Genomic DNA, 12,260 nt, shown 5'->3' on the forward strand with positions numbered 1-12,260 from the left:
CGCCGATGCTGTCGATTTAAGACTAGACCGCCGTCGAGCCCGGTCCGGCGATGATCGGCATTCGCGATGCGCAATTCAATTTGCGCGAAAAATTCGCAGGTGGCGCGGAAGCGCCGTTGCCAGGCCCGACTGCGCGATTGCGCCCCTTTTGCGAGCGAAGGAGCGCATGTCGAAATCCGCCGAGCGCACTCAGAACTGCAGCCGCGCCCCGACCATCGGGCTGACGACGCTGGTGCGCCAAAAGCCGCTGGACAAGCCGTCGGAAACCCGCGAGTACATCGCGCCGCCGTACACGTCGAAACGCTTGTTGAAACGGTAATCGAGCACCGCCGACCAGGCATCGAGCGTGCCCTGGCAGGTGCCCGCGGAACGGTCCGCGCAATGAGCGGCGCCGTAACTGTTCTGGTCGTAGTGATACCAGGCCCCGGTAAGGCTCAGGCGTTCGTCGATCTGCCAGTTCGCCCCCAGCCACGACACCTGCAGATGCTTGGCGCGCGGGAAAGCCGCATTGTTGACGAAGCTGATCAGATAGCCGCCCAGGCCGTGGAATCCGGGTTGCAGCGGATCGCTCGGATTGCGATAGCGGATGCGCTCGTGGCCGCCGGAAATCTTCCAGTTATCGCCCAACTTGTAGCTGGCGGCGAGGGCGACCGCGCGGTTGTCCGATACCGTCGCGGCCAGCGAATCACGCGGTACTCCTGGCGTCGCGAACTGGCTGGCGCTCAGCGAAGCGGCACTGATCGCGCGGTTCTTGAACGCGTACACCACATCGACCGACAGCGCGCCTTTCTGTACGCCCAGGTCGAGTTGAGCCGCCTTGCCCGGGCTGCTCTCGCTGTTGCCCGGCTGGTATAGCAACCCGCCGTGGAAGGCGCCGTGGGTCAGGGTGTATTTGATCGAATTGTCCAGCCGCACGTTCTGGGTATTGCCGCCGCCGGCGGTGGTGCCCGAGGCGCCCATCAGCGAAAACGCTAGCGACAAGCCGAGCGGATCGTACTTGCCGACGACATCGGTGAGCAGGGTGTTGTGCCGCCCCAGGCTCAACGTGCCGTAGCGTTTCGAGCTCAGGCCCAGGAACGCCGGGCCGTTGAAGATCTGTCCCGCGCGCGAGCCGTCGGCGGCGGTTCGCTGATCTTCCCGCGCCACCCCGTTGTTGCTCACCAGCGAGGCCAGCGCATCGGAAATCTTTCCCGAATGCGGGTTGAAGCCCATTTCGAAATTGAACACGCCCGACAGATCGTCGGCGAGCGGGATGTCGCCCCTGAGGCCGAGCTTGGACTGGCTCATCCCGTTGGGCGCGATCGAGGTGACTGAATCGCGGCTGTTCTTGGTGACCAGATAGGCCACGCCGGTATACATGTCCTGGCTCACCGGCACGCCGTGATTCTGGTAGGCCACGCCGATGTCGACCGCGCCGTACAAGGTGATGCCGTTCCATGTCAGCGGCGCGGCTTTGTCGTCGGCGGCATGCGCTACGCTCGCCAGGCTGGCCGCGCAAACGGCGACGGCCAGGGCGGATCGATTCAGTCGATGGGCAGGCATCGGCTTTTCCTCAGGAATGGATAGTGTGATTCAGCGAATTGCAGCAGCGCGCAGCCGTTACCAGGGCAGCGAGTAGGTCTTGGTATTGGTGAAGCTTTTCATCGCTTCCAGCACGCCTTCCTTGTAGCCGAGACCCGAATCCTTGATGCCGCCGAACGGCGTCAGCTCCAGGCGATAGCCGGGCACTTCGCGGATGTTGACGCTGCCCACTTTCAATTCGCGAATGAAACGAGTGATGTAGTCGAGCCGGTTGGTGCACACCGAGGACGACAGCCCATAGGCGGTGCCGTTGGCGATGCGGATGGCGTCTTCGATGGTGTCGAAGCGCACGACTGGCGAGACCGGGCCGAAGGTTTCGTGCTTGACCACCGACATCTGCGGATCGACGTGGTCCAGCACCGTCGGCGAATACAGCGCGCCGCGCCGGATATTGCCGTATCGCAGCTGCGCGCCGGCGGCGATGGCCTCGTTGACCACTTGTTCGAACTGGATCGCCGCGGCTTCGTCGATGACCGTGCCCATGTCGGTCGCCGGGTCCATCGGATCGCCGTACTTCAACGCCTCGGTCTTGGCCACCAGCCGCTCCACGAACTCGTCGGCCACCGATGTATGCACCAGCATCCGCTTGATCGCGGTGCAGCGCTGTCCGGAATTCTTGTACGAACCGCTCGCGGCCAGGGTGGCGGCTTCTTCCAGATCGGCGTCTTCCATCACGATGATCGGATCGTTGCCGCCCAGTTCCAGCACCTGGCGCTTATACGCGGCCTTGCCGGCGATGTACTTGCCGATGGCCACGCCGCCGGTGAAGGTCACCAGATCGACGTCCTCGTGAGTGAGCATGGTGTCGGCGATCTCGCGCGGATCTCCGGTGATCACCGACAGCATCTGCGGCGGCAGGTCCGCTTCGTACAGGATGTCGGCCAGCACATAGGCCGACAGCGGCGTCTTCTCGCTGGGCTTGAGCACCATGCGGTTGTTGGTGGCCACCGACGGAGCCACCTTGTGGATGACCTGGTTGAGCGGGTGGTTGAACGGGGTGATGGCGGTGATCGTGCCCAGCAGCGGTTCGCGCAGGGTATAGACCTTGCGGCTCTTGCCGTGGTGGGTGAGGTCGCAGGAGAACACCTGGCCGTCGTCCACCAGCGCCTGGTTGGCGGCGAACAGCAGCACGTCCGACGCGCGCCCGACTTCGTACAGCGAGTCCTTGCGGCACAGGCCGGACTCCAGGGTGATGACGCGCGAGATTTCGTCCAGGCGCGAGGCGATGATCTCGCCGGCGCGCATGAGGATCTTGTAGCGATCGAAGCGGGTCAGCGTCGGCTGGTAGTCGCGGGCGATCCGATAGGCGCGGCGCACATCCTCCAGCGTCGCTTTCGGCACCGTGGCGACGACTTCGCCGGTGTAGGGATAGGCGACTTCGATCACTTCGTCGCGGCCGACCTTTTCGCCGGCGATGCGCAGCGACTCGCGGCGGATCGGGGTATCGCTAAGCAAGGTGTTCAATGCACTTTCCTTACGTGTAGAGGTTTCATCTGAATGTGCGGGCGTACCTGCACCGGCGTCTGCAGTCAGCGACGGATGAACACCGCGATCACCGCGCTGATCAGGCAGCTCGTCGCCACGATCGGGAACACCAGGGCGGTGTTGCCGGATTGATCCAGCAGGTGGCCGATGATCGGCTCGCCCAGTCCGGCCAGCAGGTAGGAGAAGAAATTCAGCACCCCGGTGGCGGTGCCGGCGCGCTTGGCGCCGACCAGGTCGGGGCACAGCGCCCAGAACGAGGAGGCCGGGCCATAGACGAAGAAGCCGGCCAGGAACAACACGATCAGCGAGAGCGCGCCCGCGGGCAGCAAGTACATGCCGCTGGCGGCCACCGCGCCCAACAGCATGTAGAGCACCACCGCCTTGCAACGGCTGGAGCCGAACAGCCGGTCTGAAATCCAGCCGTTGGTCAGCGCGCCCAGGGCCATGCCCACCGGCAGCGCGACGGCGATCCAGGTGCCCATCGTGGTGGTTTTGGCTGCCGGGCCCAGGTAGTGCACCGGCACCCAGACCAGCAGTCCGTAGCGGGCGGCGTTCTGGAAGCCGATGGAGAGGCCGGCGATCAACAGGCGCGGATTGCGCAGCACGGCCTTGTAGCGATCCCACGAGCCTTCCGCGACATCGGCCGTCTTCGCGGAATTACCGGCGCTCGCGGCATCCTCGGCATTGGCGATGCCGGTGTCGGGCGAGGCATAGCCCAGGTCCTCAGGACGCTCGCGCACCACCAGGTAGAAGGTGATGCCGCCCAGCAGCATCAACAACACCGGCATCCGGAAGATCCAGCGCCAATCGAGTTGCAGGGTATCGACGACGATCATCGAGGTGACGAAAGACAGCACCGACGCGCAGCCCGCGGCGAAGGTGTAGAAGCCGTAGACCTTGCCGCGCTCGCTCAGGCCCCACCAGTTCGACAGCAGGCGGCTGCCGGGCGCCCAGCCGAGCGCCTGGAAATAGCCGTTAATGCCCCACGGAATCACCAGGCTCTTGAAGCCCGTGGCGAAGCTCACCACCCAGTTCGCCGCGCACGACAGGATCGCGCCGGCGGTCATTACCCGGCGTCCGCCGAACTTGTCCGCCAGGTTGCCGTTGATCGCCTGGCCGACCGCGTACGACCACAACAACGCCGTCGATGCCCAGCCCAATGATTCCTTGCTCAGGCCGAACTCGCGCTGCAGGCCGGGAATGGCGAAGCCGAAGGTCTGCCGTCCGGTGTAGAAGAACAGGTAACAGAACATGGCGGCGAACAACATCCGCCACTGCGCGCGGCGAAAGGATTGATCGACGGGCATTGTGAGACCGCCCAACATGCGTTCGGCTGATTCCATCGTGATCTCCTGCTTAGCTGGCGGCCAGCCGAAGGGCTGGGCTGGCGAACGCGGCGCGTACTGCCGCTTTGGATGGGAAGCGCGGCGGCCTCAGGCCGATGAAACCGCGCCGATGAAGTTCTTGCCGCGGGCGCCGTGCATGGCCCGCGCGATCATGGCGTCGGCTTCCTCCGCGTCCACGCCGTAATCGGCGAACTCGGTCTTGACTCCGAGGCAACGCAGGAAATCGCGCAGGCGCCGCGTGGCCGAATCGAGCGAAGGGCCGAACAGACGCTGCAGGGTGCGATCGCGATCGGCGCGCTTGGACCACGCCTTTTCCAGCACCAGCGGCAGCGTGAACGAGCAGGCGATGCCGTGCGCCAGTCCGTGACGCAAGGTCATTTCGTAAGAGATCGAATGCGCCAGCGCGGTCTTGGTGTTGGAGAACGCGAGCCCGGCCTTGAGCGCGGCCAGCGACATGCGCTCGCGCAACTCGACGTCGCCGAGATTGCGCATGAGTTTAGGCAGACAGTCGAGAATGTCCTCGACCGCCGAGACCGCCAGCGCGTCGGAAACCGGATTGCCGTTGACGTTCCAGATCGATTCCAGCGCGTGCGAAAGCGCATCCAGGCCCGTCGACACGGTGACGCCGGCCGGCACCGAGAGCATCACTTCGGGATCGACGATCGCCGCTTCCGGCCAGGTCGCTTCCAGGTGCAGCGAATACTTCTTCTGTCTGGCCGCGTCCCAGATGGTAGCCCACGGTGTGACTTCGCTGCCGGTGCCTGCGGTGGTCGGCACGGCGATCAGCGACTTGAGCTTAGCCGGAGTGAAACTCCGTCCTCCGGCGAGCAGGTCGATGAGTTCGTCGAACTGACCGCTGCCGGTGCCGACCATCAGCGCTTTCGCGGTATCGATGGCGCTGCCGCCGCCGACGGCGATGATCGCATCGCAGGCATCGGGAGCGGCCCAGAAACGGTTGTACAAATCCTTCAGCTGGGCCACGTCGGGGTTCGGCTGCACATCTTCGATCACCGCCACCAGACGATCGCCCAGCAACGCCTGCAGGCGCGACACCAGGCCGAGCGCGCGCGCTTCGGGAAACGTCACCACCACCGCGCGCCGCTGAGCCAATACGATGGGCAACTGTTCGAGGCTGCCTCGCCCGCAATGGATATCTACGGGATTGCGGTAGGCGTGGATCATGGTGGGTCTCCGTTGGATGGCCGGCGTCCGCGGCGAGCGGCGCTGCTGTCTGGCGAGATCGCTGACACGCATCGGTTGCGGCATTCCCCTTCCGCACCGATGGCTACGTGTAGTTGCGTGCCGGCACCAAGGTTGGTGGAGCAGCGATTGCCGCGTCCAATCGCATATTCGATGGACGTATCGGGAAAAACCGATAGATGCGCGGTTGCAATGTCATGCGCGATGGTCTTGCTCGATGCTGCATTGCAATACTCGGCACTCGCGCCCGATACGGCGCTGCATCGCAGAAAATCGGCGCGGCGGGCATGGTTTCGATGCGATGCGATCCGCGTCGCGGTGCGTGGCGTATGCACGGCGTTCGGCAAGTGTGGGAGACTCAGGCTCCGTCGCTGGAATACAGCGCCACACATCGAACGCGTGATGTTTCATCAGTACTACAAGTGGATTCGCTGTTTCCAGGCCGTCGCGAAAACCGGAGGGTTTACTGCTGCGGCGCAGTATCTGCATATCGGCCAGCCCACCGTGACCGACCAGGTAAAGGCGCTGGAGCACCGTTTCGGTGTCGAGCTGTTCCTGCGCGGCAGTCGCAGCGTGCAGCTCACCGACGCCGGCGAGCGCTTGTATGCGATTACCCGCGGGCTGTTCGGGCTGGAAGAAGAAGCACTGACCTTCCTGCAGAACGCGCACAAGCTGAAGACCGGACTTGTGCGCGTCGGCGCGGTCTCGCCTCCGATCTCGCTCGAACTGGCGCGCAGGTTCAAGCAGGCGCATCCCGCGCTGGACATCGCCGTGACCGTCGGCACCGAGGCGCTGGTGTTGAAGCGGCTGCTGGATTTCGATATCGATGTCGGGTTGCTGGCGGAAACCGGGTCGATCGACGGCATCCATATCGCGCCGTACTGCCGCGAACGGATCGTCGCGGTGGTGCCCGATGGCCACTCCTGGATCGGCAGACCGTCGGTTTCGATCCGCGACATCGAAGGCCAGAACATCATCCTGCGCGAACTCGGTTCCAAGACCCGGGATCGGGTCGAACTGGCCTGCAGGCACAACGAGGTCCCGCTGAACTGCGCGATGGAGATCAACAGCCGCGAGGCGATCCTGCATGCGGTCGCCAGCGGCATGGGCATCAGCTTCGTCGCCCAGATCGAGTGCATCCCGCTGCCGGGCCTGGCGATGGTCGTCATCGACGAGCCGTTGCTGTCGATCGACTATGCGTTATGCTGTCTGGAGGTCCGCCGCGAGCGCCCGTTGATCAAGGCCTTGTTCGACGCGGTATTGGACGAGCGCGGGTAGCGCGAAAGAGGGCGGGGCGCCCCAAGAGATGGTCCACGCGGGTTTCGTGCACCCGGCGAGATGAAGCCGGCGCGCGCCGCTACGGACATGCGACCGCCGGGCCGCGAATCGCGACCCGGCGGATAGGGCTTATGCGACGTGGTTCAGCGCCAGCCGCAGGATGTCGAAATTACGCAGGCGCCGTTGCGGCACGTCGCGCAGCTTGCGGTTGAACAGCAGCGGCACCGCCTGTTCGGACAAGCCGCCGTGCGAACGCAGCGGCACGTCCAGGCCACTCAGATCGTGGCGGTCCGGCGTGGTACCGATCACCGTCAAGCGTTCGCTGACCACTACCAGATCGCCGATGCGGTCCGGCGGCAGTTCGAAGCGTTCGGCCGCGGCCTGTTTGTCCAGCACCAGTTCGATGCCCGGCAGCGCGGCCACGGCCTCATGCACCGCGCGCCGGCCCACGCCTTCGGGCACATACACGGTGGCGTAAGAACCCAGCGCGCCGTGATGGACCACGTACGGATCGGTGATCGGCAGCAGCACGCGCACCGCGCCGGCGCCGAAGCGCTGGTCGAGCACCTGCTGGAGGAACACGATATTGGCCTTGCCCGCCGCATCGGTCTTGGCGTTCATGCCGTGGTCGGCGGTGACGCCGATCAGCGCGCCCAACTCGTCCAGGCGTTGCAGATAGCGGTCCATCATCGCGTAGAACTCGTTGGCGCCGGCCGTGCCGGGTGCGTGCTTGTGCTGGATGTAGTCGGTCGTGGACAGATACATCAGGTCCGGCCGCGCGGTTTCCATCAGCATCACGCCGGCGGCGAACACGAATTCGGACAGGTCGGCGCTGTACACCGACGGCAGCGGCTTGCCGACCTTGGCCAGCACGTCGTCGATGCCGTTGTCCTGCACGGTGGCCTGATCGGCCTTCTCGGCCGAGAAGCAGATGCCCTTGAGCTCGTGGCCGAGCAGGGAACGCAGCTTGTCCTTGGCGGTGACCACGGCCACAGACGCGCCGGCGCGTGCCGCCGCCGCCAGCACCGTCGGCGCGCGCAGGTAGCGCGCGTCGTTCATCAGTACTTCGGCGTCGGCATCGGCGTCGTAGAAGAAATTGCCGCAAATGCCGTGGACCGAGGGCGGCGCGCCGGTAACGATGGACAGGTTGTTGGGATTGGTGAACGAAGGCACCACGCAATCGCCCGCCAGCACGCTGCCGCGCTGGACCAGGCTGGCGAAGAACGGCGCGACGCCGGCTTGCACGGCCAGATTGATGTATTCCTGCTCGCAGCCATCGACGCAGACGATGACCGTCGGCTGGGCGGGAAGGCGATAGGCGTGGCCGTTGACCTGAATCTCGGAGCTCATGGGGACCTTGGTAAGTGGCGAAACCGGGCGGATCGCTATGGCCGGCATCCTAATTTATGAATTAAACTGCCACAAACGACTTTATTTGGCCTATTTGTCAGAAAAACTCACATATGCCGCATAAGCTTCCACCACTCAACGCGTTGCGCATCTTCGAGGTCGCCGTGCGCGCCGGTAGCTACTCGCTGGCCGCGCGCGAGTTGAACCTGACCCACGGCGCGGTGAGCCGGCAGATCGAGATCCTCGAGCAATGGCTGGGGCAGCCGCTGTTCCGGCGCGAGGGCCGGCGCATGGTGCCGACCGTGCATGCACAGGCGTTCGGACGCGAGATCAGCGAGGCCTTCGACCATATCGGCGCCGCCTCCGAACTGTATGGCCGGATCGCCACGCGCAAGGTAATCCGCGTGAGCGCGCCGGCGACCTTCGCCATGCGCTGGCTGATTCCGCGGCTCGACGACTTCCATCGGCTGCAGCCCGATGTCGATGTGCGCGTGTCGACCGCCTTCAGCAACGAATCGGGTCTGCACGGCGCCTTCGATCTGGCCATCCGCCGCACCATCGAGCGCAATGGGCAGTTCGAGGTCGAGCCGATCTTCAGCGAGACCCAGACCGTCATCGCCAGCCCATCGTTGCTGGCGCGCACGCCGCTGCGCGATCCGCAGGACCTGATCGATGGCGTCCTGCTCTACACCGAGACGCGGCCGGGGACCTGGGAGGCCTGGTTGCGCGAAGCCGGCTTCGATTCGCTACGACCGCTGCGCATGCTGCGTTTCGATCATTTCTTCGTCACCTTGCAAGCGGTGGTGGACGGACTGGGATTCGCCATCGGAACGTTTCCGACGCTGGACATGGACCGTCAGGCCGGACGCATCGTTACGCCCTTCGACGACATCCGCGCTACCGGCAGCAGTTACTACCTGCTCGTGCCGCGCGACGGGGACAAGCCCGCGCATTTGCGCGCGTTCGTCGACTGGTTGCTGGCGCAAGGCGCGGCGGGGACGGCTTAGCCCGAACGGCGCCCAGGGCGCTGGCGACATCGGCAATCGAAGTGCGATGTTGCAAGCCGGCCTGCGACGGCGTCGCTCACGCTCGCGCCGCAGATGCAGACCAAGCACGACGCGATTAGGCTGAGCCTCACTCAAAGTGCGAAGCGCTTTTGGATCGCTGCGCGGCTGTTATGAGAAAATGGCGCGCGCCCAAGTCAAGTCCGCCTAGGGTTGCCACCGATCGTCGAGCAGCGTATCCAATGATCACGGACCAAGACGTAGAAAAACAGATCAACGATCGCCTGTTGCAAGCCACGTCCCTGATGAACGCATCGTTGGAGCTTGCCCAGCAAGAGTGTTCGCACGGCGAGTTCGCGGCATTTCGCGACTGCGTGAGCAAGGCGATGTTCGATCTGATGTTCGAGGCGTTGATTCCGCTTTATCGGCGGCATCCCGCGCTTGCGCCGGAGTGGTTCCTCAATACCAACTGGGATTGACCGCCCACGCCGCGCGAGCGACAGCTCGATGTGCGCATCATCGATGCGCCGTGTCGAGCCGTCATTCAGACAACGCCACGCCGGCGACGAAAAAAGCGGAACCCGCACCGATCCGGCTGCGGGTTCCGTCATGGCCGCGCGATTCTACGGTGCGATCGGAGCGCCGGAGAACAGGGTCCAGCCCGCCGGATAGTTGCGGTAATACGAGCCGGGACTGCTGGCCGGATACGCGAGGATGCTGGTAGTCGAGAAGTTTTCACCGGTGCCGTCGTTGCGCGACAGCCAGAGATCTCGCAGGCCGCTGCTCCACATGACACTGGCGGTGCCGCCGCTGTAGCGGTCCACGGCAATGGGGTCGTGCAGCAGCGAAAGCACAGGGCCGTCCACCGACTGCGTGCCGATGCGATTGCCGCCGTCCATCAGCCACACGGTGGTGGGAGACAGAAGCAGCGCGCCGTCGTTGAAGAACGCCAGATCGGCCTTGCCGTCGTTGTTGAAATCGCCGCTGCCGACGATGCGCAGGTTCTGGTCGTACTGGAGCGCGCTGGCGGTGATGGTGAACGTGTTGTTGCCGTTGTTCTGCCAGAACTCGAGCTTGTGCTCGGCATTGGACCACATGAGGTCCGCCAGCCCATCGCCGTTGAAATCACGCGCCGATACGATGGTGTATCCCGGCGTGATGTCGAAGGATTTCGTGGTTGATGTCGAGGCGCCGTTCATGACCCAGTAGCGCAGCTTGTTCTCCGAGGGCTTGATGAAAAGTATGTCGCCCTTGCCGTCGCCGCTCATGTCGGCCGCGCCGACTACGTCGTAGGACGTGTATGCCTTGGCGGTGAGCTGGAAGCTGCCGTCGGGTTGAGTGATCCAGATCTGCGGTATGCGAGCGCTGCTGGTCCAGACCAGGTCGGTGCGATGGTCGCCGTTGAAGTCGCCCGCGGCCCTGAGCGTATAACCGGTGCCCATGGTTTGCTGGCCCGCCCCGCGGGCGCTGCCGCTCTCATAAAGCATATAGGTCAAGCTGCCGTCGTTTTGATAGACAACGTCCGCGCTGCCGTCGCCGTTGATATCGATGAGTGGGTCGAGCGGCTGGTTGAATGCGGACGCGATCGGCAGGATCTGCCGGAGCGCCCGTGCCTGATCGGCCGTTCCCGCATCGCCGCAGGGCTGGCCGCTGCACAGGTAAATATCCGGATTTGAGTAATACGGAGCCAGGGATTGGCCATCGGCACCGTAGGCCATCAGTGTGTAGAAGCTGCCTTCCGGAAGCGTCCGCCGCCAACCGTAGGTATACGGAAACGGCCCCGGGGTGCTGCTGTTCGACGAGTCGTGGACGAGGCCCCAGTTGTGGCCGAGCTCATGCGCGAAGGTCGTGTCTTGGCAGAAATAGCCGCTATTGTCGTCCTTGCCGTCGCTGATCGCGGCATTGGCGCCCGAGGCGGCCGCGGTGGTGTACGCGCCCAGATTGCTGCCGTTCACCGTCGCCAGTCCGCAGTTGCCGTGTTCGGGCGTCAGGAACGGGCGCACGATGGTCAGCATGTCCGCGCCGCTGGTTCGGCGCGCGTCGCGAAGAACCTGCAGCGGGCCGGTGCCGCTCTTGTCGCCGAGCGCGCTGAGCGCGGCCGAGTTGGTCGCCGTGTCGGAGTAGTTCACCAGCGTGGTGCCCACCAGGCGCAGCGTCGCATCGACCTGGCTGTCGGCGAAGGCTTGATTGGTGGTTGACACCAGGAAGTTCAGGCGGGTGACGGCTGCGGCCTGCGAGCCGTATCGCGTCACCAGGCCGGGCGTATAGCCGATGAACACATCCACGACCGGCACGCTGGCCTTGGCCAGCGCCAGACGGGTGCGATCCATGTCGGCCTTGGTCGGAATCAGCGTTTCTGCTTCGATGTAGTCGGGCGCGTGCTTGAGGCCCGGCTGATTCATCGCATCGAACTTCGGATCCGGCACGACCAGGTAAGTGGCGCCCTTGCGGGTTTCCAGTTTCAACGGCGACCCGTCCCCGGCGACGAGCGAACCGAACACGGCATCGCGGCCCATGGTGATGACGACGGTGCGCTCATTTTTCTTCAACATCACCTTGCCGACCCACAATAGGTTGCCGTCGCCCAGGAACTGGTGACGAACCGTTCTGGCGAAAATGCGTTTGTTGTCGGGAAGCTGGATCCACAGGCCGTTCTCGGTGATCGCATGCTCAAGCGCGTTGGGGTTGAGCTTGACTGGAAGTTCTCTGCCAGCGGTCTTTGTGTTGGCTGTGATGGCCTTGGCCGGCCCCATGGTTTCGAACAGCGACGGTGTAGCGGCGACCGCCGGGCCGCTTGCGGCGATGGCCGCGACCAGCAATGTGAGCTTTAACATGGTGACTTCTCCTGGTGAAGAACATGCTTCAGCGCCCCCTGATTTTCAGTTCTCTGAAATTGTGGCCGACGCCCTTCGATTTCGACCCGTTCGAAGTGGCGGCAGCTGAACTTGCGCGCTAGCCAGGCCGAGTCTGTTGCTCAGGCGTTGGCCGATAGATCAATCAGCAATATTCGTATTGT

Annotated in this window: 9 protein-coding genes; 3 read left to right on the plus strand and 6 right to left on the minus strand. The window is 64.2% G+C overall.

Annotation, left to right across the window (positions count from 1 at the left end; all coding sequences use genetic code 11):
* Positions 1 to 189: 189 nt before the first annotated feature.
* The 4 genes from LG3211_RS11570 to psrA all read right to left on the minus strand — a co-directional run bounded on the left by LG3211_RS11570 (position 190) and on the right by psrA (position 5,594).
* The gene (locus LG3211_RS11570; protein ID WP_057942980.1) at positions 190 to 1,542 is read right to left on the minus strand and encodes a porin; all 1,353 of its coding nucleotides are present in this window, start codon (positions 1,540 to 1,542) and stop codon (positions 190 to 192) included.
* A gap of 57 nt (positions 1,543 to 1,599) precedes the next feature.
* A complete protein-coding gene (gene phnY / locus LG3211_RS11575; RefSeq protein ID WP_057942981.1) occupies positions 1,600 to 3,045 on the minus strand; it encodes a phosphonoacetaldehyde dehydrogenase in 1,446 nt (481 codons plus the stop codon).
* A 65-nt stretch (positions 3,046 to 3,110) separates the two neighbouring features.
* Positions 3,111 to 4,409: an MFS transporter gene (locus tag LG3211_RS11580; RefSeq protein ID WP_057942982.1), complete on the minus strand. Its 1,299-nt coding sequence runs from the start codon at positions 4,407 to 4,409 to the stop codon at positions 3,111 to 3,113.
* 90 nt (positions 4,410 to 4,499) lie between these two features.
* Positions 4,500 to 5,594, minus strand: a complete 1,095-nt coding sequence (gene psrA / locus LG3211_RS11585) for an iron-containing alcohol dehydrogenase PsrA (protein ID WP_057942983.1) — start codon at positions 5,592 to 5,594, stop codon at positions 4,500 to 4,502.
* 135 nt (positions 5,595 to 5,729) lie between these two features.
* Here psrA and LG3211_RS11590 point away from each other — a divergent pair, with 135 nt between their 5' ends.
* Entirely contained in the window at positions 5,730 to 6,890 is a 1,161-nt protein-coding gene (locus LG3211_RS11590; RefSeq protein WP_237049894.1) for a LysR family transcriptional regulator, read from the plus strand.
* 129 nt (positions 6,891 to 7,019) lie between these two features.
* Here the strand turns inward: LG3211_RS11590 and phnA are convergent, their stop codons facing one another.
* A complete protein-coding gene (phnA, locus tag LG3211_RS11595) occupies positions 7,020 to 8,240 on the minus strand; it encodes a phosphonoacetate hydrolase (protein ID WP_057942985.1) in 1,221 nt (406 codons plus the stop codon).
* A gap of 113 nt (positions 8,241 to 8,353) precedes the next feature.
* On the opposite strand from phnA, the gene LG3211_RS11600 reads away from it, so the two are divergent.
* Complete coding sequence (locus LG3211_RS11600; RefSeq protein ID WP_057942986.1) at positions 8,354 to 9,247, plus strand: LysR substrate-binding domain-containing protein; 894 nt, start codon at positions 8,354 to 8,356, stop codon at positions 9,245 to 9,247.
* 302 nt (positions 9,248 to 9,549) lie between these two features.
* A complete protein-coding gene (locus LG3211_RS26370) occupies positions 9,550 to 9,723 on the plus strand; it encodes a hypothetical protein (protein WP_187313172.1) in 174 nt (57 codons plus the stop codon).
* A gap of 144 nt (positions 9,724 to 9,867) precedes the next feature.
* On the opposite strand, the gene LG3211_RS24860 is transcribed toward LG3211_RS26370, so the two are convergent.
* On the minus strand, positions 9,868 to 12,078 hold the full coding sequence (locus LG3211_RS24860) for a reprolysin-like metallopeptidase (RefSeq protein ID WP_148648864.1): 2,211 nt from the start codon (positions 12,076 to 12,078) through the stop codon (positions 9,868 to 9,870).
* Between the last annotated feature and the right edge of the window lie 182 nt (positions 12,079 to 12,260).

The sequence above is a fragment of the Lysobacter gummosus genome (genome assembly GCF_001442805.1).
Classification (GTDB): domain Bacteria; phylum Pseudomonadota; class Gammaproteobacteria; order Xanthomonadales; family Xanthomonadaceae; genus Lysobacter; species Lysobacter gummosus.